Origin of the sequence: Klebsiella sp. Shm-1 (genome assembly GCF_040804525.1) — a bacterium.
Taxonomy (GTDB): Bacteria; Pseudomonadota; Gammaproteobacteria; order Enterobacterales; family Enterobacteriaceae; genus Klebsiella; species Klebsiella pneumoniae.
In genome coordinates, this window is sequence record NZ_CP161823.1 from 5,142,571 (window position 1) to 5,163,346 (window position 20,776).

The window sequence follows — 20,776 nt, forward strand, 5'->3', positions numbered from 1 at the left end:
CTCACCCTGGCCCCCTCCCTGCGGGAGAGGGTCAGGGTAGGGGAAACGGATTTCCCAAAATCAACATTAAGGAGAATTATCATGAGTTTTATGTTGGCACTACCTAAAATCAGCCTCCACGGCGCAGGCGCGATCGGTGATATGGTCAAGCTGGTAGCGGGCAAACAGTGGGGCAAGGCGCTGATCGTCACCGACGGTCAGCTGGTGAAGCTGGGCCTGCTGGACAGCCTGTTCGCCGCGCTGGATGAACAGCAGATGGCTTATCAGCTATTTGACGAGGTATTCCCCAACCCCACCGAAGCGCTGGTGCAGCAAGGCTATGCGGCTTACCAGGCGGCCCGCTGCGATTACCTGATCGCCTTCGGCGGCGGTAGCCCGATTGATACCGCCAAAGCGATAAAAATCCTCACCGCCAACCCAGGCCCCTCCACCGCCTACTCCGGCGTCGGCAAAGTGAAAAACGCTGGCGTGCCGCTGGTGGCCATCAACACCACCGCCGGCACGGCGGCGGAGATGACCAGCAACGCGGTAATTATCGATAGCGAGCGGCAGGTGAAAGAGGTGATTATCGACCCGAACCTGATCCCGGATATCGCCGTCGACGACGCCAGCGTGATGCTCGACATTCCGCCAGCCGTTACCGCCGCCACCGGCATGGATGCCCTGACCCACGCCATCGAGGCCTTTGTCTCCGTTGGCGCCCATCCGCTGACCGACGCCAACGCCCTCGAGGCCATTCGTCTGATTAACCTGTGGCTGCCGAAAGCGGTAGACGATGGGCACGATCTGCAGGCCCGCGAGCAGATGGCCTTTGGCCAGTATCTGGCGGGCATGGCGTTCAACAGCGCCGGTCTCGGGCTGGTACATGCCCTGGCCCATCAGCCTGGCGCCACCCATAATCTGCCGCACGGGGTATGCAACGCCATCCTGCTGCCGATCATCGAAAACTTTAACCGCCCGAACGCGGTGGCGCGCTTTGCCCGCGTGGCGCAGGCGATGGGCGTCGATACTCGCGGCATGAGCGATGAAGCTGCCAGCATGGAGGCCATCAATGCCATCCGCACGCTGAGCAAACGCGTAGGGATCCCCCAGGGTTTTAGCCAGCTTGGCGTCAGCAAAGCCGATATCGAAGGCTGGCTGGATAAAGCGCTGGCCGACCCATGCGCGCCGTGTAACCCGCGCCCCGCCAGCCGCGATGAGGTTCGCGAGCTCTATCTGGAGGCCTTATGATCCGTAAAGCCTTCGTCATGCAGGTGAACCCCGACGCGCACGAGGAGTACCAGCGCCGCCATAACCCCATCTGGCCGGAGCTGGAGGCAGTGTTGAAGGATCACGGCGCGCACCACTACGCCATCTATCTCGATAAAGAACGCCATCTCCTGTTCGCGACGGTGGAGATTGAATCGGAAGCCCGCTGGGAAGCGGTCGCCAGCACGGAAGTATGCCAGCGTTGGTGGAAATACATGCGCGAGGTGATGCCCAGCAACCCGGACAACAGCCCGCTGAGCGCGGAGCTCAAAGAAGTGTTTTATCTGGCGTAAAAATAACTGGCCTCCCTCCAGACGGGAGGCCGGTCGATTAAACGGTCATTGCATTATCGCGCAGCGGCTCGGTTTTCGTCTTACCCGCTAACGTAAACGCGGAGATTAAGGTGACGGTCAGGGCAATACCGCCGAGGATCATATAGGTATCCTGAAAGCCGATCCGATCGTACATATTGCCGGCGAAAGCGGAGAGAAAGATCGCCGCCACCTGCTTGGCGAACTGGAAGCCCACCAGATAAATGGTCGCCGACAGCCGGACGTCAAACACGCCGGTGATGTATTTAAAGGCGCCCACCAGCAGGAACGGCACCTCCAGCGCATGGAGCATTTTCAACGCTACGACTTCCGCGGCGGTGGTGGCGAAGGAAGAGCCAATCATTCTTGCCGCCATCACCATCCCGGCGATCAGCAGGGTATTCTTCGCTCCGATACGGTTAATAATCCACGGCGAGCTGAACATAATGATGGCGTTACATATTTCTCCCGCAGTGGTGGCGAAACCAAAGGCGCGGGTGCCCGCTTCCGGGGTCGCGAAGAACGATTTGAAGAAGGTGGCGAACTGCTGATCGAAAACGTCATACACGCAGGCCACGCCGATAACATACAGAATAAACATCCACATCTTACGCTGGCGGAACATGCGCACCGCCGTTTTTAAATCGATCGCCGGGCGATTGGCGCCGAGCGAGTCCATTACCTGCGCGGACTGACTGGCCTGCGGTTTGGCGATGGCCACCAGCACCACCAGCAGCAGCGCGGCGGCCGACCCCATCCAGAACACCCATTCGGGATTAATGCTGAACAGCATTCCGGCGGTAGTCGCGCACAGCGCCCATCCCAGGCAGCCAAAGGTGCGCGCCTTGCCGTATTCAAACCCGCTGTTGCGGCTTACCCGTTCGATATAGGCCTCCATCGCGCCGGCGCCTGCGGAGAATGCAAAGCCGATATAGGCGCCGCCGCTCAGCGCCCCGAGCCAGATATTGGTTTTCAGCAGCGGAGCGAAAACATAAAGGAAGAAGGGAGCAATCAGCACCAGCAGAACGGTCACGATCCACATCAGGTGTTTTTTCAGCCCCAGCTTGTCAGAGATCACTCCGAGGATCGGCTGGAAACAGATGGCGAACAGCGACAGGCTGGAGAAAACGAGGCCGGTTTCGGTTTTATTCAGGCCGATGACGTCCGACAGCCAGATCGGCAGAAACGGAAAGCAGGTGGCCATGATGAAGAAGTAGAGAAAGAAGAACAGCCCGAAAATCCAGAAGTTGGGGTTGTTTTTGTGGGTACAGACGGTCGGGTTCATTATATTTTCCTCAAGAAGGGCCGCAGCGCGGCCCGATACCATCACACGCGTTGCAGACCAATCAGAATGGCGCTTTCCGGGTCGAGGATGGGTAGCGCCAGCCCCGCCTGCTGCAGCCACTCACCGCTCACCGTCTGCGGCGTCGTCATCCATGCCGGCAGCTTCCGCATGGTGTGGCCGCCCTCGCCGGTGATCTGAATGTTCGGATGATCGAGGAGCGTCACCTGATAGCGGGCGCTCGCCTCCAGGCCCGCCAGGCGCAGCGGCGCCATCAGGGTGTAGTCCGGCATCGCCAGCTGGCTAACGAGGAAGATCGCCTGCGCTTTATCCGGGCTGACGACGCCATGGGCAAGGGTGGTGGCGTCCGGCATATCTATTCGCCACTGCACGCCGTGATGGATCACGTCGCGCCACTGTTTATGCAGGGCTGCATATTTTCGGTATCCGGCGCGCTCTTCTTCATCGGCGCTCACCGGATCCAGCTCAAGGCCCATATGACCGAACAGCGCCGTCAGGCCGCGAAAGGCGATACTATGCTGGCGGAAGGTGGCATGACAGTGGCGATTGCCAATATGCGCGCCCATTACCTCGGGTGGAAAGAAGTAGCTCATGCCGCGCTGGATGGTGTTGCGCTCAAGGGCGTCATTGTTGTCAGAAGCCCAGAAGCGATGGCTGCGTTTGAGGACTTCATAATCGATCCGTCCGCCGCCGGAGGAGCAGGATTCAAATTCAATGTGCGGGAAACGGGCCACCAGCGTATCCAGCAGGCGGTAAAACTGGCGCGTTTGCGCGTCCGCAGCGGCGCGTCCCTGATGCCCAGGCTGCACCAGCTCGCGGTTCATATCCCACTTCACGTAGTCCACCGCATGCTCGCCCAGCAGCCAGCTCATCCGCTCCAGCAGATAATCAAACGCTTCGGGAATGTTGAGGTTCAGGACAAACTGATGGCGGCCGGTCAGCGGGGTATAGCCCGGCAGCGCCAGCACCCAGTCCGGGTGCGCCCGGTACAGATCGGAATCCGGGTTAATCATTTCCGGCTCCACCCAGATACCGAATTCCATACTTAGAGACTTCACGTGATCGATAATCGGCGTCAGGCCGTAGGGGTATTTTTTCTCATCGAGATACCAGTCGCCAAGCGCCGCCCAGTCGTCGTTGCGCCCTTTAAACCAGCCGTCATCGATAATAAAGCGCTCGACGCCCAGGGCCGCCGCTTCGTCGGCCATACGCATGATGTAGTCCGGGTCGTGGTCGAAATAGATCCCCTCCCAGGTGTTGAGATGCACCGGGCGCGATTTGTTGCCCGGGAAACGAATAATCCGTTCGCGCAGATAACGATGGAACTGCTGGCTCATGCCGTTCAGCCCATTCGCCGAGTAGCTGGCATACAGGTACGGCGTCCACAAGGTTTCCCCTTCCGCCAGCGCCATTTCGCCCGGCAGATAGAGCGCCTCGGCCTGCAGATAGCGACGGCCATCGGTTTTCACCTCCGCCCGCAGGCGATGGTTACCGCTCCAGGCCAGATGCACGCCCCAAACTTCACCCTGCATCTCGCTAAAGGCGCGGCTGCCGGTGATCAGGGCCGGGAAATGTTCGTGAGAGGTGCGCCCGCGGCGGTTCTCCAGCACAAAGCTGTCGTGCTCCAGCGTCAGGCGATGAGGCTGAAACTCGCGGATCCAGCGGCCATGGAAAGCCATCACCTCGCGAGCGCGTTCGGCGACCGGCAATGTGACCGCCAGGCGATCCACCTGCCATGGGCTGGCGCGCAGATTGGTCACGCCATGGCGCACGCTCAGCACGCCGCTGGCATCCAACGCGATCTCGCTCTGCAGGCGCAGGCCGGCCTGCGGATCTTCGCTGACCAGGGTCAGCGTCTGGCCCTCGTGCCGCACTTCGCTGGTGGTGAACAGCGGAGAGGCATCCAGCCCCTGACGATGGCCTTCAATGCCCGGCGCGCCAAACAGACCATGGCCCAGCTCCGCCATTAAGGTCACTGGCGAATCAACATCCAGTCTGCCGTTGGCGACCGGGCGCGTCAGGCTGTCGGCATCCTGCGGCGAAAAGTGGCTTAAATGCGGTCCCCAGTAGACAATTTCGGCGAAAGGGCGGGTTTTAATTACAATATCGGCACCGGCGCTTTGCAGGTGAATCAGCGAATCAGACATCAGACATCTCCATCACAAGGAATGTCTTACTGTTGATCCGAAACGTTTCGGATGCCAACCAAAACGTTTCGGATCCGTGATCGGCTTCAGAATTACGGGTTAAAAAGGGGTAAGATCAGGCGGTTTCGCCCGGGAAAAATTCCGGCTGCCATAGCACCTGCAGCGTGGCGAGATCCTCCCCAGCGATTAAGCGACGCACCATATCGGCAATCTGCCTTCCCACGCCCTGGCGCGTGGACTGGATCACCGCGGCGACATCGGTCTCAATGATGCTGTCCTGCGGCAGCCCGTCGTATACCACCAGGGCGACGCGGTTGTCGCCGGTTAAACGCCCCAGGTGGGCGAGCGCCATCGCGGCGCCATCGCCATGGGTGTTGCAGTCGGTGATAATCGCGGTAGGCGGCTCAGGCAGACGCAGCAGCTCCAGCGTGGCCTGATAGCCGCCGCGGCGCGTCGCCGGCACGCTACGCAGCCATGCATCGGATAACCCCGCCTCGCGCAGGGCATCGAGGTAGCCGTTACGCCGTTGCAAAATAAACGCCTGATTGTTGTTCTCGCCCAGCAGAGCGATACGCTGGTGGCCCTGTTGAATCAGATGGCGGGTGGCGCGGCAGGTGCCGGCATAGTTATCGAAATCAAACCAGGCGTAGGGCTGCGCCAGGCGGCTACGGCCGAGCGCCAGAAACGGAAAGCCGGAGGCCTGCAGCTGCGCCAGCCGCGGATCGTCATCCAGAGTATGGGCCACGATTAATGCATCGACGCGACGGCCCTGCACCATGCGCATATAGCCATGTTTATCCGCCTGCTCATCATCGGCGATCAGCAACAAATCAATGTCATGGCGCGCCAGCTCATGGCTGATCTCCCCGACCATCTCGAGAAAAACGTTATTGTTGAGCGGCGCGGGGCGGACAGGGAAGACGAGACCAACGGCATCGATGGTGCCCATTTTCAGGCGGCGGGCGAAAGTGTTGGGGCGATAGCCCCGGCGCTGCGCTTCAGCCTCAACCCGGGCGCGGGTCTCCTGCGACACATCGTCGTAGCCGTTCAACGCCCGGCTGACGGTCGTGACGGAGATCCCAAGTTGTTTGGCAATGGCTTTCAGCGACATAAAAATCCCTGTTTTCGCATAGGAAAGCTAGTTTCCCGCAATATGGCTATGACGTCCAGCGAGCGCGCGTCCCCCGCCGACGCGATGTCAGTTTTGCTCAGCGATCAGCAGGGCCTGCGTATCCGGCTCCAGCGCCTGAAAAACATGCTCCTGATCCGCCGGGTAGCAGATATAGTCGCCCTCGCCGAGCTCTTCCGGCGCCGACGTTAGCCCTACCCGCGCCCGCCCCTGGGTGACGATAATATGTTCCACCGAGCCTGGCGGATGCGGATGCGAAATGCGGTCGGCGCCGGGCTGGGTGAGCAGCAAATAGATGTCCCGACGCGCGCCGGGCGGACAGGCGGCCAGCAAAATGGCCTGATAGTTCGCCTGCTCTGCCACCACTTTGGTCCCCTCGCCGCGGCGGATCACCTGCGTTTTGTTCACCTGCGGCTCAAGCAGCCTGGCAAATGGAATATCCAGCGCTACGCAGAGCGACCACAGCGTTTCCAGACTCGGGTTGCCGTTGCCGGACTCCAGTTGCGATAGCGTGGATTTTGCGATACCCGCCCGACGCGCGACTTCCGCCAGCGAAAGCCCGGTCCGCGCCCGCTCCCGCACCAGACTTTTGGCGATAACGCTGATTGGCTGTGTCATACCCGCCCCTTGTTTTTTATATCGAACAATTCGTTCGCCTTGAAAAACGATCATTATATGTTCATTATAATGGAAATTCGTTCGATATGGCTAAGTGATATGAAACAAACTCTCTCCAGTCTCAGCGGAGACACGATAAAAGCGATTGTTTTGGTCTGCCTTGCCGTCGGGGTGGTGGGCATGTCCTATGGGTCGCTGGCGGTGGCTTACGGCTTCCCTTTATGGGTGCCGCTCTTGCTTTCGGTGTCCGTGCTGGCAGGCGCTTCTGAATTCATGTTTATCGGCATTGTCGCCAGCGGCGGTAGTCCGCTGGCCGCCGCCGCCGCCGGCCTGTTAGTCAATGCGCGTCATATCCCGTTCGGGGTGACCGTACGCGAACTGGTTGGTCGGCGCGCCTTAAGCTTTATCGGATGCCACATTATGAACGACGAGAGCGTGGTCTTTGGCTTGTCGCAGCCCACCCCCGCGCAGCGCAAAGCGGCCTACTGGCTGTGCGGCGCTGGCGTCGCGCTGATCTGGCCCCTCGGTACGCTAACCGGCGCGGCCGTCGGCAAACTGCTGCCAGCGCCGGAAACCATCGGGCTTGATGCGGTCTTCCCGGCGATCCTGCTGGCGCTGGTGATCCCGGCCTTTAAAAACCGCACTACGCTGATCCGCGCCGCCAGCGGCGCCGCGCTGGCGCTTGCCGCCGTACCGTTTGTGCCCACCGGGTTGCCGGTGCTGCTTTCGCTGTTCGGTTTACTGTCGAGGAAAAAATAATGGGCAATATGACGCTGTTTATCGCCGGTATCGCCATCCTGTCGCTGGGAACCTATCTGATGCGCCTCGGCGGCGCGAAGCTCGGCAATCGGCTGGCATTTTCCGAGCGCTCGCAGGCGCTGCTTTCCGATGCGGCGACGGTGCTGCTTTTTTCCGTCGCCCTGGCCACCACTTTCTATGAGGGCGCACATTTCGCCGGTATGGCGCGCGTTCTGGGCGTTGCTTTCGCTGTGTTCCTCGCCTGGCGCAAGGTCCCGCTGATCGGCGTGATTATCGCCGCCGCCGTGGTGACCGCGCTGCTGCGCCTGGCGGGTATGCCCTAGGACGAGTAAGCGTAATCTGTAAAACCGCTGTGCTGTCCGGCGATCGTGCCTTCAAGCCACTGAATAACCGGTTCGATTTGCAGCGGGTGCCGCTGGTCTATCGTCAGTACAGGTCCTAACGACATGGGCTGCGCCCGCCCGGCCAGCTGGGCCAGCTCCGGCAAATACTCTTCTCCGGGGTGGCCCGGCGGCCGCGTCGCCAGCCGCGAGGCATAGCGCGCGACGGCCAGCTCCGGAGAGATATGGTTCCAGACCTCAATCACCTGCTCCACGCCCGCCTGCTGTAGCAGTCTCTGCAAGGTCTCCCGCGGCTGAAAGCCGAACCAGGCGTCGATCAACCAGACCATGCTGGCAGGCGATGCGCCGACAATCGACCAGATCACCTCATACGCCGCGCAGCCCAGCTGGCGATTCATCGGCCGGTCGACAGGGGCCAGGCGCGCCATAAACGGCTCTTTGATGCCGTCGATCGTCAATACCGGCAGGCTAAAGGTCTCCGCCAGCAAACGGGTAATGGTGCTCTTCCCCGACGCCGGAATGCCGTTGATTAAAATGGCCGTTTTGCAGCCTGGGGTCAGATGTCTGTTCATAGTAATGCGACAACCTCCTCCCGGCTGCGGGCCGTCCGCAGTTTGGCCATGGTGTCATTATTATCCAGCAGCGCGACGATGGAACGGATGCCCTCCTCGATATGCGCATTGCTGTCCCGGGCGCCAAACATAATAACAATGTCCGCTTTTTCACTGTCCGCAAAGGGAATAGGCTTTTCCAGCACCACCAGGCTAAAGCAGTTGCGTCTGACGCCGCATTCGGGGCGGGCATGGGGGATGGCAATCCCTTCATCAAAAACGTAATAAGCGCCATGATTTAAAGTATTGTCGATCACCGCCTGGCTATATTCCGTCGAAATAAAGCCTTTTGCCTCCAGCGGGCGGGCAGCCAGCTTTATTACCCGCTGCCAGTCGGACTCCACAACGCCAACCTGAATGGCATCGGCCTCAATAAGCAGTTCTTTTATGGTCATTCTCTGTTCCTAGATATTGCGGCGAATAATATTGCGTAAATTATCAATCTGCAGAAACAGCGCATCGATATCCTGCCGGTGGCTCTTACTTTTGGCATATACCGATAATGCCCGGTTGTAAGTCAACATCAATGTTTTTTGCACGTCGCTATTATCGGGCTGGCGCTGTAATTCGCCTTCCAGTCTGGCGATCTCTTCCGCCAGCTGACGGGACTGTTGATCATAATCCTGCAGCGGGTTTTGCTCTTTTTTCCACAGCGTTTTCAATGATTCAAACATAGCAAGCTCCCTCCCTGGCGGAAGACAGGGCAACAAAAGATATGTGTCGGTAAAAACGCTATTTAAATAGCGCCATTTTTTCCATTAATACGGCAGTCACTGCCTGGTTGGCGGGAATTAAAAATTTCCGTACGCTGTCATTTACTTTTCCTTTCTCAAACGTTGATTTACAGCGATCGACCCACTGCACGTTCATTTCCGTTCCGACGTTCACTTTATTAATCCCTTCGGTGACGGCCAGCCGCATATCCTCATCGCTGACACCTGTGCCGCCATGCAGCACCAGCGGCACGCCCGTCGCTTCGCTTATCGCCTTCAGCCGCGCATGCTGTATCTGCGCTTTACCTGTGTACAGGCCATGCACAGTGCCCACGGAGACGGCCAGCATATCGACCTGTGTCTCCTTCACAAAACGCGTCGCGTCTTCGACGGTAGTAAAACAGATATCTTCGGCAGCCACCGCTTTTCCATCCTCTGACCCGCCGATCGCCCCCAGCTCACCTTCTACCGTAATATTCCGCGGCCGGGCCATTTCTACCACAATCCGCGTGTTACCGATATTTTCCTCGAGGCTTAAGTGAGACCCGTCGTACATCACCGAAGAAAAGCCCGCATTCATTGCCGTCTCGATGGCTTTAATATCGGAGCAGTGATCGAGATGCAGGCAGGTCGGGATATTTTCACTGTCTGCTAATGAACGCACGGCATCGACCAGTAACCGATACCCCAGATACTCTGCGGTACCGGTTGATATTTGAATCATTAATGGGCTGCGGCTGTTTTGCGCGGCTTTGAAAAAAGCCGGTAACATCTCAATACAGTGCAAGTTAAACGAGCCAATCGCTTTAAAATCTCTTTCCTGAGCGATTTTTAAAATCTCATTAAAATTATACAGACTCATGAACACTTTCCCCTTTCGGCTTAGCGGATTTACCGTTTACAAACCATGCCAGTGCGGCGACAAACACAATAAACAAGGCGACAAAGAGCCAGTTATTCTGGAAGGCGTGGCCTAATACCAGACCGGAGCTAATGACGTCTGAATCGCTGAAGGTGACGCCCGTAAAGCCGTAGCTCTCCAGCATGGGTACCAGAATGGCCGGCAGAAATGTGATAAACAGGCCGTGAATCACCCCGCCGATCATCGCCCCGCGACGTCCGCCCAGCGCATTGCCAAATACCCCTGCCGTACCGCCGGCGAAAAAGTTGGTTAACAGCCCGGGGAGAATCATCGCCAGGCCGAACATCGGGAAAACCAGCATGCCGATAATCGAGCCGACAGTCGTTGCCAGAAATCCAACAATCACCGCATTCGGCGCATAGGGAAATAGCACCGGGCAATCGAGAGCGGGCTTTGCATCCGGGACAATACGCATCGCGATACCGCGAAAAGCCGGCACCAGCTCATTGAGTAATAAACGCACGCCGCTATAGAGGACAAAGACCCCGGCGACAAACTGAATGGACTGCATGAAGGCATACATCAGGTAATTAATGCCGCCGGAGAACTGCGCGATGTACTGAGGCCCCGCCGCGATAGCCGGGATGAGATACATCGGCACCATCACCACCGCCATGGCCAGATAGGTATCCTGCAGAAACTTAAAGTTATCAGGCAGTTCGAGATCTTCCGTGGAGCGAGAGCCTTTTCCGACCACTTTAGCGACCGCAGCCTGCACCAGATAGCCGATAGTACAGAAGTGCCCCAGGGCCACATCGTCAGACCCGGTAATGCGCCTGACCACCGGCTGCGCCAGGGCCGGCATTAACACCGCCATCACGCCGCCGAAGATGCCCCCGGTTAAAATCAGCGGTACGCCGGTGAGCCCGGACTTATAGCCAATCACGGCGCCGATCGTCGCCATCCACAGTAGCGCCTGGCCGGTCAGAAAAATATATTTCAGCGGCGTCAGCCGGGCGATAATAATATTGACGGCAAAGATCACCAGCAGCGTCAGCGCCACCTCCGAACCTAATTCCCGATTCGCTAACCCGGCGATGGCGGCCACATCGGTAATATAGCCTTTCATGCCAAATCCCTGGGTGAAGATATCATTCAGGAAGGTCAGCGTGGCGACAATGATGTTTATCCCGGCCATCATAATTAAGAAACCGAGCAGCGTTTTAAATGTCCCTTCCGCGGTTTTGCCTGGCGATTTCTTTTGCAGGATCAGGCCAAGCATGGCAATAAAAGCAATAAGAATGGATGCCTGGCCGAGTAAATCCTTAACGATAAACGCAACGAAGCTATTCATAATCAGCCACCTTCAGATGACGTTCTTTTAAGAATGCGACGATCTTAGTTTCAATCTCCTCTTTATCAGTAAGTTTATTCAATACCACGACACGTTTAATTTCTTCTTCACTGGCATCGGCGGTTAAGATGTCGGCAAAGGTTTTTTGCGTCAGAATCATATCCGATTTAAAAGCCCCAGCTTCGGAAACGGTGGTGTGTTCAATATGAGCGGGAATTTCCAGCTTCTTTAAAACTGCCTTCGCCGTCATTTCAATGGCAAAGCTTGAACCGAGGCCGCAGCCACATACGCATAAAATTTTCAGCATGGAGGGTCTCCTCAAATAATATTGAGTTGCTTGGCAAGTTTATAATGATGTCCTTCAGTATCGACCAGACGTTTTTTCATACTGACTAAATCAATCGGAATAGGTTTGTTACTGGAATTAATTATTATGGCTTTATTTTTCATACCTGACTGAATACAGCGAACCACTTCACTGGCCATTATAGTGCCCTGATAAATCTCTTCGCAGGTTGGATCACCGCTGCGTAAACCATAGCCGACGATCGTTTTACGGATACGGACACCTATTTGTGGTTCCAGCTGTTTAATCATGGTATCAATCGCCCCCTGAAAGCCGGGAGAGTACTCTTTGGTATAGCCTTCTGAGCAGAGGATAACGACGCTATTCTGCGTACTCAGCTTCCGGGTAATCCGTTCCGCGAGCACGGCCAACGGCATCTGTGCCTCCGGGATCAGGGCAATATCCGCATTACATTTAATGGCGGACTGCAACGTTAGTTCTCCACAATAGCCTCCTAATATCTCAACCATAAAAACCCGACCGGGCAGCGCTCTTCCGGTATTTCTTAAACGAGAGACTTCTTTAATAATTTGCTCACAGGCCGTGGAAAAACCAATCGTATAATCACTGCCATACACATCATTATCGATAGTCATTCCCACACCAAAGCAATTAATCTCAAATTCACTAAGGGTATTCAGAAACTGCAGGCTGCCATCCCCCCCGGCCATAATGAGCACATCAATACGCAGAGATTTAAGTTTTTTAGCAATGCTTTCATATTCACTGCGCTGCAGTTTGCGACTGGTTCGCCCCGAGGTAATGATCGGCACCGCGGTAATTGAATAATCAACCAGATCGCGCCACGCCATATCCTGATGACTTTTCTCCAGTAGCCCTGGAATACCGCCATTAAACAGCGTGATATCAGCATTAGCCTGCCTGGCTATCTGGAATATAAAATTATTCATTCCAGAAACATCCCCGCCGCTAATAACGATACCAATTTTCATGACGCATCCTCGCTCATTTGCCTGACAACATTTTTCCCTGAGTACAAGCCTTCTATTTGCAATGAAGATCACATAATGCGTATTAAATTACCGCAGTGAATAGTTGACAGGTACGGCGAAACACCTATTTTTGTGATACATATCCCATTTAAAGAGAGTGATCTCCATCGCTTTCTGTTTTTAATATCTTTAAATTTCATGGCGTTAAAAAATCGAGATATTCAGGCGTGCTGACCTTTCCTTTGCCATAAAAAGGAGGATTTAAGAAAAGAACGGAAACGTGATTAGTGCCACATTTTTTTCGTAGCAGAGGAAAATATTGGCAAATTTCGCAGAGACGGGAAGCGGAAAACGAAAACAAAAAAAGCGCCCTGAGGCGCTCTTTCGACAGTTGCTATACGCTTATTTGTTCAGTTCGGCAGTCATATGCACGCGGTTGCCGGTAAACGCTTCGGTGATTTTGTAAGACGAAGCGCCGGCAGCCTGCGCCTGTGCGGCGATTTTCGCTTCCGCGCCGTCCATTGTGGAGGCGGTTGCGGTCACGGTTTCAGCAGCGAAGGAAGCGAAAGAGGCGGCCATAGCGATTACTGCGACAAAAGTTTTGATGCTTTTCATGATATAAACCCTTTCATTTAGTTGTTTAGATAAGGCGCTGTGCCTTGATGTGTTAAATAGTATCCCGCACATCGCTAAACAAAAAGCGGAAGGATTTGCTGTCATTGTTCAAATTTATTGACCAATATTTAACCCGCAATTAAACGCTGCGGATGGGTGTAAACTGTCGCCCTGCCCGGCTTGCAAAAGCCCACCAGCGTCAGATTGCAGCGCTCGGCAACTTCCACTGCTAAGGTGGTGGCCGCCGAGACCGCGAACAGGATCTCGACGCCGCACATCGCCGCCTTCTGCACCATTTCATAACTGGCGCGGCTGGAGACCAGCGCGGCGCCATGCTGCCACCCCTCGCCGACTTCCGCCCGCCGGCCCAGCAATTTATCCAGGGCGACATGCCGGCCAACGTCTTCAAACCCGCCCGCCAGTTCGCCCGTCAACCGGACCCACGCGGCCGCGTGAGTACAGCCGGTGAGCCGGCCAACCGGTTGAAAGTCGTTAAGATGCGCCAGGGCCTGATCGAGATTGGCTAAATCGAACGACTGAGTGAACGGCAGCGGCTGGACCGGCTTACCAATATCATTGAGCTGCTCGACGCCGCATACGCCGCAGCCGGTGCGCCCGGCCAGCGCGCGACGCCGGGCTTTGAGGCCCATAAAACGCCGGCTGGAGAGCTCAATCTGCACCTCAAGGCCGTTGCACACCGCTACCACGTCCATGCCGAAAATCTCCCGCCGGTGCTCGATAATCCCTTCGGATAAGGAGAAGCCGACGGCGAATTGCTCCAGATCTTTCGGGGAGGCCATCATCACCACGTGGGAGATACCGTTGTAGACCAGCGCGACGGGCACCTCTTCCGCTAACTCATCTGGCTGAGGGTGTTGCAGATCCTCGCGTTTCCAGAGGGAGACCTGGCGATATCCTGTGACATTCGTCACGTTTTTGATTTGTTCGAGAGGCTTCTTGTTCACTTTGCTTTAACCGTATTGGAACAGGCATACACACAATGTGGTATTCTGTTTTTATCCCTTCAGGAATGAGGGAAATTTGCCCTAATTCTGAACCTTTGCGGCCTTCACCGCAAAGCAAATAACTACATGTGACAATGTCGAAACAAGGAGCGAACCATGCAGGTCAGCAGAAGGCAGTTCTTTAAGATCTGCGCTGGCGGTATGGCGGGAACCACGGCAGCAGCGCTGGGCTTTGCCCCGGCAACTGCGCTCGCGGAGACACGGCAGTACAAATTGCTGCGCACGCGCGAAACCCGTAACACCTGCACATACTGTTCTGTCGGCTGTGGGCTGTTGATGTATAGCCTCGGCGACGGCGCGAAAAACGCCAAAGCATCCATTTTCCATATCGAAGGCGATCCGGATCATCCGGTCAACCGTGGTGCGCTCTGTCCGAAAGGGGCTGGTCTGGTGGACTTTATCCATTCTGAAAGCCGCCTGAAATTCCCGGAATATCGCGCGCCAGGCTCCGATAAATGGCAGCAAATCAGTTGGGACGAAGCGTTCGATCGCATCGCCAAGCTGATGAAAGAGGACCGCGACGCCAACTTTATCGCGCAAAACGACGCCGGCACCACCGTCAACCGCTGGTTGACTACCGGGATGCTGTGCGCCTCCGCCTCCAGTAACGAAACCGGCTATTTAACGCAAAAATTCACCCGCGCCCTCGGGATGCTGGCGGTGGATAACCAGGCGCGTGTCTGACACGGACCAACGGTAGCAAGTCTTGCTCCAACATTTGGTCGCGGTGCGATGACCAACCACTGGGTTGATATTAAAAACGCCAACCTGGTCGTAGTGATGGGCGGTAACGCCGCAGAAGCGCATCCGGTGGGGTTCCGCTGGGCGATGGAAGCCAAAATTCATAACGGCGCCAAGCTCATCGTTATCGATCCGCGCTTTACGCGTACGGCGTCGGTGGCTGATTTCTATACCCCGATTCGTTCCGGTACCGACATTACCTTCCTGTCGGGCGTGATCCTGTATCTGCTGAATAACGAAAAATTCAACCGTGAATACACCGAAGCCTACACCAACGCCAGCCTGATCGTGCGTGAGGACTATAGCTTCGACGACGGGCTGTTCAGCGGCTATAACGCAGAAAAACGTCAGTACGACAAAACCAGCTGGAACTATGAGCTGGACGAAAACGGCTTCGCCAAACGCGATACTACGCTGCAACATCCGCGCTGCGTCTGGAACCTGCTGAAGCAGCATGTTTCCCGTTATACCCCGGATGTGGTCGAAAACATCTGCGGTACGCCGAAGGCCGACTTCCTCAAAGTCTGTGAATACATTGCTGAAACCAGCGCGCCGGATAAGACCGCATCGTTCCTGTACGCTCTCGGCTGGACCCAGCACTCCATCGGTGCGCAGAATATCCGCACCATGGCGATGATCCAGCTGCTGCTCGGCAACATGGGGATGGCGGGCGGCGGCGTCAACGCCCTGCGCGGCCACTCCAATATCCAGGGTCTGACCGACCTCGGCCTGCTCTCCACCAGCCTGCCAGGCTACATGTCGCTGCCGAACGAAAAACAGGCCGACCTGCAGACCTACCTGACGGCTAACACGCCGAAGCCGCTACTGAAAGACCAGGTCAACTACTGGGGCAACTATCCGAAGTTCTTCGTCTCCATGATGAAAGCCTTCTTCGGCGACAAAGCCACCGCGGAAAACAGCTGGGGCTATGACTGGCTGCCGAAGTGGGATAAGAGCTACGACGTTCTGCAGTACTTCGAGATGATGAATCAGGGCAAAGTGAATGGCTATATTTGCCAGGGCTTTAACCCGGTCGCCTCGTTCCCGAATAAAAACAAGGTCGTCGCTTCCCTGTCGAAGCTGAAGTTCCTCGTGACTATCGACCCGCTCAATACCGAAACGTCCACCTTCTGGCAAAACCATGGTGAGTCGAACGATGTCGATCCGGCGAAAATCCAGACCGAAGTGTTCCGTCTGCCCTCCACCTGCTTCGCCGAAGAGAATGGGTCTATCGTCAACTCCGGCCGCTGGCTGCAGTGGCACTGGAAAGGCGCGGACGCCCCGGGGATCGCCGTCACCGATGGTGAAATTCTCGCCGGTATCTTCACTCGCCTGCGTAAGATGTATGCCGAAGAGGGTGGCCCGGCGCCGGAGCCGGTGCTCAACATGACGTGGAACTACTCCACGCCACACGAGCCGGCATCGGAAGAAGTGGCGATGGAAAGCAACGGTAAAGCGCTGGCGGATATCACCGACCCGGCAACCGGCGCGGTGATCGTCAAGAAAGGCCAACAGCTGAGCTCCTTTGCGCAGCTGCGAGATGATGGCACCACCTCCAGCGGCTGCTGGATCTTCGCCGGGAGCTGGACGCCGGAAGGTAACCAGATGGCGCGCCGCGATAACGCCGATCCATCCGGTCTCGGCAATACCCTGGGCTGGGCCTGGGCCTGGCCGCTCAACCGCCGCATCCTGTATAACCGCGCCTCCGCGGACCCGCAGGGTAAACCGTGGGATCCGAAGCGTCAGTTGCTGAAATGGGACGGCGCCAAATGGGGCGGCGTGGATATTCCGGACTACAGCGCCGCCGCGCCTGGCAGCGACGTCGGTCCGTTTATCATGCAGCCGGAAGGGATGGGCCGTCTGTTCGCTATCGACAAGATGGCGGAAGGACCGTTCCCGGAACACTACGAGCCGTTTGAAACGCCGCTCGGGACCAACCCGCTGCACCCGAACGTGGTCTCTAACCCGGCCGCTCGCGTCTTCAAAGGCGATCTCGAGCAGATGGGTAAGGCCGAGAAGTTCCCGTACGTCGGCACCACTTACCGTCTGACCGAGCACTTCCACTACTGGACCAAGCATGCGCTACTTAACGCCATCGCCCAGCCGGAACAGTTCGTGGAGATCGGGGAAAAACTGGCGAATAAGCTCGGCATCGGCCACGGCGATACCGTGAAAGTTTCCTCCAACCGCGGCTATATCAAAGCCAAGGCGGTGGTGACCAAACGTATTCGCACGCTGAAAGTTGACGGTAAGGATATCGATACCATCGGCATTCCTATTCACTGGGGCTATGAGGGCGTGGCGAAAAAAGGCTTTATTGCCAATACCCTGACGCCGTTCGTCGGTGATGCGAATACGCAGACGCCGGAGTTCAAAGCTTTCCTTGTGAACGTGGAAAAGGTGTAACGGAGACGACTTATGGCTTACCAATCGCAAGATATTATTCGTCGTTCCGCGACTAACGGTTTCACCCCCGCGCCTCAGGCGCGGGACCACCAGCAGGAGGTGGCGAAGCTTATCGACGTCACCACCTGTATCGGCTGCAAAGCCTGTCAGGTGGCCTGCTCCGAATGGAACGATATTCGTGATGAAGTCGGTCACAATGTCGGGGTGTATGACAACCCGGCGGACCTGACCGCCAAGTCATGGACGGTCATGCGCTTCTCGGAGGTGGAACAAAACGACAAGCTGGAATGGCTCATCCGCAAGGATGGCTGCATGCACTGCGCGGACCCGGGCTGCCTGAAGGCCTGCCCGTCAGAAGGCGCGATCATTCAGTACGCCAACGGCATTGTCGACTTCCAGTCCGAGCAGTGCATCGGCTGCGGCTACTGTATCGCCGGCTGTCCGTTCGATGTACCGCGTCTGAGCCCGGAAGACAACCGCGTCTACAAATGTACCCTGTGCGTAGACCGCGTGACCGTCGGCCAGGAACCAGCCTGTGTGAAAACCTGCCCGACCGGCGCAATCCACTTTGGCTCCAAAGAGGATATGAAAACGCTGGCCGGCGAACGCGTGGCTGAGCTGAAAACCCGCGGTTATGACAATGCGGGCCTGTACGATCCGGCCGGCGTCGGTGGCACCCACGTCATGTACGTGCTGCACCATGCCGACAAGCCGAATCTGTACCACGGCCTGCCGGAAAACCCGGAGATCAGCCAGACCGTCAAGTTCTGGAAAGGCATCTGGAAACCGCTGGCGGCCGTCGGCTTCGCCGCGACCTTCGCAGCCAGTATCTTCCACTACGTCGGCGTCGGTCCGAACCGCGCGGAAGAGGAAGAGGACAATCTGCATGAAGAGAAAGACGAGGTGCGCAAATGAAAAGACGTGACACCATCGTGCGCTACACGGCGCCGGAACGCATCAACCACTGGGTCACCGCCTTCTGCTTCGTCCTGGCGGCGGTGAGCGGGTTAGGCTTTTTCTTCCCGTCCTTTAACTGGCTGATGCATATCCTCGGCACGCCGCAGCTGGCGCGAATTCTCCACCCGTTCGTCGGGGTAGTGATGTTCGCGTCGTTTATCATCATGTTTTTCCGTTACTGGCATCACAACCTAATCAATCGGGATGATATCTTTTGGGCGAAGAATATTCGTAAGATCGTCGTCAACGAGGAGGTGGGCGATACCGGGCGCTATAACTTCGGCCAGAAATGCGTATTCTGGGCGGCGATTATCTTCCTGGTACTGCTGCTGGTGAGCGGTGTGATCATCTGGCGTCCGTATTTTGCGCCGGCTTTCTCAATCCCGGTGATCCGATTTGCGCTGATGCTGCATTCATTTGCCGCAGTGGCGTTAATTGTGGTTATCATGGTGCATATCTACGCCGCCCTCTGGGTGAAAGGCACCATTACCGCGATGGTGGAAGGCTGGGTTACCAAAACGTGGGCGAAGAAACATCACCCGCGCTGGTACCGAGAGGTCCGCCAGAAACAGGATAAGTCATCTGAATGAGTATTCGCATAATCCCGCAAGACGAGCTGGGTTCGAGCGAGAAACGCACGGCGGAAGCAATTCCGCCGTTACTGTTCCCCAGGCTGAAAAATCTGTATAACCGCCGCGCTGAACGCTTGCGCGAGCTGGCCGCTAATAACCCGCTAGGCGATTACCTGCGCTTTGCCGCGCTGATTGCCCATGCCCAGGAAGTAGTGCTGTACGACCATCCGCTGCAGATGGATCTCACCGCCCGCATTAAAGCGGCCAGCGAACAGGGCAAGCCGCCGCTGGATATCCACGTCCTGCCGCGCGACAAGCACTGGCACAAGCTGTTGCACTCGCTGATTGCCGAGCTGAAGCCGGAGATGAGCGGCCCGGCGCTGGCGGTCATTGAGAATCTGGAAAAAGCCTCTGAGCAGGAGCTGGAGCAGATGGCCAGCGCGCTGTTTGTTTCCGATTTCGCCTCCGTCAGTAGCGACAAAGCGCCGTTTATCTGGGCTGCGCTGTCGCTCTACTGGGCGCAGATGGCCAGTCTGATCCCAGGAAAAGCGCGCGCCGAATACGGCGAACAGCGCCAGTTCTGCCCGGTGTGCGGCTCGATGCCGGTCTCCAGCATCGTGCAAATCGGCACCACTCAGGGGCTGCGCTATCTGCACTGCAACCTGTGCGAAACTGAGTGGCACTTAGTACGCGTCAAGTGCAGCAACTGCGAGCAGAGCCGCGACCTGCACTACTGGTCGCTGGACAACGAGCAGGCGGCGGTGAAAGCCGAAAGCTGCGGCGACTGCGGAACCTACCTGAAGATTATGTATCAGGAGAAGGATCCGAAAGTCGAAGCCGTCGCCGACGATTTGGCCTCCCTGGTGCTCGACGCCCGCATGGAACAGGAGGGCTTCGCCAGAAGCTCAATTAACCCGTTCATGTTCCCCGGCGAAGGGGAGTAAGTTCTGCAGTATGATTTCGGGCGGCTCTTGTCGCCCGTTTTCCTTCTTGTGACACGAACGTGCGCAGGGATTATTCACACGCGTCACTGACCGTTATCAGAGGCCAACCTTTGGCTGGAGATATTCGTTTCAGACGAGTTTATCGCTCACTTGTCGTCCTCCTGCCACTCGAATTATTCAGGGTGGATTTCGTACGGCGTGACTACGCCAGGAATACCGGCAAAATCCTTCGTATTCCGCGTAATTAGTTCCAGACGATGGAGTTGCGCCGTCGCCAGAATGATGGCATCCGGCAGCTTAAGCTTATACTCCTGCCGCAGCGCAACGCTTCGCTCTGCAATATCCTGTGAGATGTTAATGATATTAAAGGTGCTCAGCGCCATTCGCGTGCGCTGCTCCTGGTGATATTTTTTAGCGCCAACCATCACCTCCATCCAGGTAATCAGACTGATCGCATTCTGCGGTGGCCAGGCCTCCAGCGCCTGTTTGGCTTCGCGACGCCCGCTAAATAAATCAATAAGAATATTGGTATCAAAAAGCGCAGATCCGGAGGTCATTACCACTCCTTGCGTAGCTGACGTTGATATTCCATGCCGTCTTCTTCGCAGTCTTGCCACAGACCCAGCGCACTGGAGATGGTATCTTTAGCTCGATCTTGTTTCTCCAGATATTGTTCAACCGCTTCACGTAACAGTTCCGCTCGCGGAATGTTACGCTGCACTTTGAGGTCATCGAGACGTTGAATGACATCGTCTGATAAATCGAGAAGAATTCTGCCCATATCCCTTTCAGCCATCATGCTCATATATACCTCAAGTATA

General features: G+C 56.6%; 23 protein-coding genes. 8 read left to right on the plus strand and 15 right to left on the minus strand.

The features are described 5' to 3' along the window. Positions 1–81 precede the first annotated feature (81 nt). Both fucO and rhaM read left to right on the plus strand, forming a co-directional pair. Positions 82–1,230, plus strand: coding sequence for a lactaldehyde reductase (gene fucO, locus AB1E37_RS25050; RefSeq protein WP_002882871.1), 1,149 nt, complete (start codon positions 82–84; stop codon positions 1,228–1,230). Next, a complete protein-coding gene (gene rhaM, locus AB1E37_RS25055; RefSeq protein WP_002882870.1) occupies positions 1,227–1,541 on the plus strand; it encodes an L-rhamnose mutarotase in 315 nt (104 codons plus the stop codon). Before fucO ends, rhaM begins: the two co-directional genes overlap by 4 nt. Before the next feature lie 37 nt (positions 1,542–1,578). Here the strand turns inward: rhaM and AB1E37_RS25060 are convergent, their stop codons facing one another. The 4 genes from AB1E37_RS25060 to AB1E37_RS25075 form a co-directional block, all read right to left on the minus strand. Next, positions 1,579–2,844: an MFS transporter gene (locus AB1E37_RS25060; RefSeq protein WP_002882868.1), complete on the minus strand. Its 1,266-nt coding sequence runs from the start codon at positions 2,842–2,844 to the stop codon at positions 1,579–1,581. 41 nt (positions 2,845–2,885) lie between these two features. Further along, a complete protein-coding gene (locus AB1E37_RS25065; protein WP_014599294.1) occupies positions 2,886–5,009 on the minus strand; it encodes an alpha-galactosidase in 2,124 nt (707 codons plus the stop codon). Positions 5,010–5,124: 115 nt separating this feature from the next. Beyond that, on the minus strand, positions 5,125–6,120 hold the full coding sequence (locus tag AB1E37_RS25070) for a substrate-binding domain-containing protein (protein WP_004146243.1): 996 nt from the start codon (positions 6,118–6,120) through the stop codon (positions 5,125–5,127). An 87-nt stretch (positions 6,121–6,207) separates the two neighbouring features. After that, the gene (locus AB1E37_RS25075; RefSeq protein ID WP_002882865.1) at positions 6,208–6,756 is read right to left on the minus strand and encodes a helix-turn-helix domain-containing protein; all 549 of its coding nucleotides are present in this window, start codon (positions 6,754–6,756) and stop codon (positions 6,208–6,210) included. Between the two features lie 99 nt (positions 6,757–6,855). Here AB1E37_RS25075 and AB1E37_RS25080 point away from each other — a divergent pair, with 99 nt between their 5' ends. Next, complete coding sequence (locus AB1E37_RS25080; protein ID WP_004195589.1) at positions 6,856–7,515, plus strand: AzlC family ABC transporter permease; 660 nt, start codon at positions 6,856–6,858, stop codon at positions 7,513–7,515. Next, complete coding sequence (locus tag AB1E37_RS25085; RefSeq protein ID WP_002882863.1) at positions 7,515–7,838, plus strand: AzlD domain-containing protein; 324 nt, start codon at positions 7,515–7,517, stop codon at positions 7,836–7,838. The genes AB1E37_RS25080 and AB1E37_RS25085 overlap by 1 nt, the downstream gene beginning before the upstream one ends. On the opposite strand, the gene AB1E37_RS25090 is transcribed toward AB1E37_RS25085, so the two are convergent. From AB1E37_RS25090 to fdhD, 9 genes are all read right to left on the minus strand, one after another. Next, positions 7,835–8,428 (minus strand): ATPase AAA, encoded by a 594-nt coding sequence (locus tag AB1E37_RS25090; RefSeq protein ID WP_002882862.1) that lies wholly within the window; start codon positions 8,426–8,428, stop codon positions 7,835–7,837. The genes AB1E37_RS25085 and AB1E37_RS25090 overlap by 4 nt on opposite strands. After that, positions 8,425–8,862 carry a PTS sugar transporter subunit IIA gene (locus AB1E37_RS25095; RefSeq protein ID WP_002882861.1) on the minus strand — a complete coding sequence of 146 codons (438 nt, stop codon included), beginning with the start codon at positions 8,860–8,862 and terminating at the stop codon, positions 8,425–8,427. Before AB1E37_RS25095 ends, AB1E37_RS25090 begins: the two co-directional genes overlap by 4 nt. 9 nt (positions 8,863–8,871) lie before the next feature. After that, positions 8,872–9,141, minus strand: coding sequence for a hypothetical protein (locus AB1E37_RS25100; RefSeq protein ID WP_002882858.1), 270 nt, complete (start codon positions 9,139–9,141; stop codon positions 8,872–8,874). 58 nt (positions 9,142–9,199) lie between these two features. Continuing rightward, positions 9,200–10,042, minus strand: a complete 843-nt coding sequence (locus AB1E37_RS25105; protein ID WP_002882856.1) for a class II fructose-bisphosphate aldolase — start codon at positions 10,040–10,042, stop codon at positions 9,200–9,202. Then, a complete protein-coding gene (locus tag AB1E37_RS25110) occupies positions 10,029–11,396 on the minus strand; it encodes a PTS sugar transporter subunit IIC (RefSeq protein ID WP_004150366.1) in 1,368 nt (455 codons plus the stop codon). The genes AB1E37_RS25105 and AB1E37_RS25110 overlap by 14 nt, the downstream gene beginning before the upstream one ends. Continuing rightward, the gene (locus AB1E37_RS25115) at positions 11,389–11,703 is read right to left on the minus strand and encodes a PTS sugar transporter subunit IIB (protein ID WP_004151864.1); all 315 of its coding nucleotides are present in this window, start codon (positions 11,701–11,703) and stop codon (positions 11,389–11,391) included. Before AB1E37_RS25115 ends, AB1E37_RS25110 begins: the two co-directional genes overlap by 8 nt. Positions 11,704–11,714: 11 nt before the next feature. After that, positions 11,715–12,695 (minus strand): 6-phosphofructokinase, encoded by a 981-nt coding sequence (locus AB1E37_RS25120; RefSeq protein WP_002882831.1) that lies wholly within the window; start codon positions 12,693–12,695, stop codon positions 11,715–11,717. 402 nt (positions 12,696–13,097) lie between these two features. Continuing rightward, a complete protein-coding gene (locus AB1E37_RS25125) occupies positions 13,098–13,310 on the minus strand; it encodes a YdgH/BhsA/McbA-like domain containing protein (protein ID WP_002882830.1) in 213 nt (70 codons plus the stop codon). Positions 13,311–13,438: 128 nt separating this feature from the next. Continuing rightward, positions 13,439–14,275, minus strand: a complete 837-nt coding sequence (fdhD, locus tag AB1E37_RS25130; protein WP_002882828.1) for a formate dehydrogenase accessory sulfurtransferase FdhD — start codon at positions 14,273–14,275, stop codon at positions 13,439–13,441. A gap of 156 nt (positions 14,276–14,431) precedes the next feature. Here fdhD and fdnG point away from each other — a divergent pair, with 156 nt between their 5' ends. The 4 genes from fdnG to fdhE are packed head-to-tail and all read left to right on the plus strand — an operon-like array spanning position 14,432 to position 19,955. Next, positions 14,432–17,482: a formate dehydrogenase-N subunit alpha gene (gene fdnG / locus AB1E37_RS25135; RefSeq protein WP_085921749.1), complete on the plus strand. Its 3,051-nt coding sequence runs from the start codon at positions 14,432–14,434 to the stop codon at positions 17,480–17,482. Positions 17,483–17,494: 12 nt separating this feature from the next. Then, positions 17,495–18,397, plus strand: coding sequence for a formate dehydrogenase subunit beta (fdxH, locus tag AB1E37_RS25140; RefSeq protein ID WP_004901686.1), 903 nt, complete (start codon positions 17,495–17,497; stop codon positions 18,395–18,397). After that, on the plus strand, positions 18,394–19,029 hold the full coding sequence (fdoI, locus tag AB1E37_RS25145; protein ID WP_004901683.1) for a formate dehydrogenase cytochrome b556 subunit: 636 nt from the start codon (positions 18,394–18,396) through the stop codon (positions 19,027–19,029). The genes fdxH and fdoI overlap by 4 nt, the downstream gene beginning before the upstream one ends. Further along, positions 19,026–19,955 carry a formate dehydrogenase accessory protein FdhE gene (fdhE, locus tag AB1E37_RS25150; protein WP_367776943.1) on the plus strand — a complete coding sequence of 310 codons (930 nt, stop codon included), beginning with the start codon at positions 19,026–19,028 and terminating at the stop codon, positions 19,953–19,955. The genes fdoI and fdhE overlap by 4 nt, the downstream gene beginning before the upstream one ends. Before the next feature lie 173 nt (positions 19,956–20,128). On the opposite strand, the gene AB1E37_RS25155 is transcribed toward fdhE, so the two are convergent. Together AB1E37_RS25155 and AB1E37_RS25160 are read right to left on the minus strand one after the other, a co-directional pair. Further along, a complete protein-coding gene (locus tag AB1E37_RS25155) occupies positions 20,129–20,512 on the minus strand; it encodes a type II toxin-antitoxin system VapC family toxin (RefSeq protein ID WP_002882817.1) in 384 nt (127 codons plus the stop codon). After that, entirely contained in the window at positions 20,512–20,754 is a 243-nt protein-coding gene (locus AB1E37_RS25160) for a CopG family transcriptional regulator (protein ID WP_004150355.1), read from the minus strand. The genes AB1E37_RS25155 and AB1E37_RS25160 overlap by 1 nt, the downstream gene beginning before the upstream one ends. Positions 20,755–20,776: the final 22 nt, after the last annotated feature.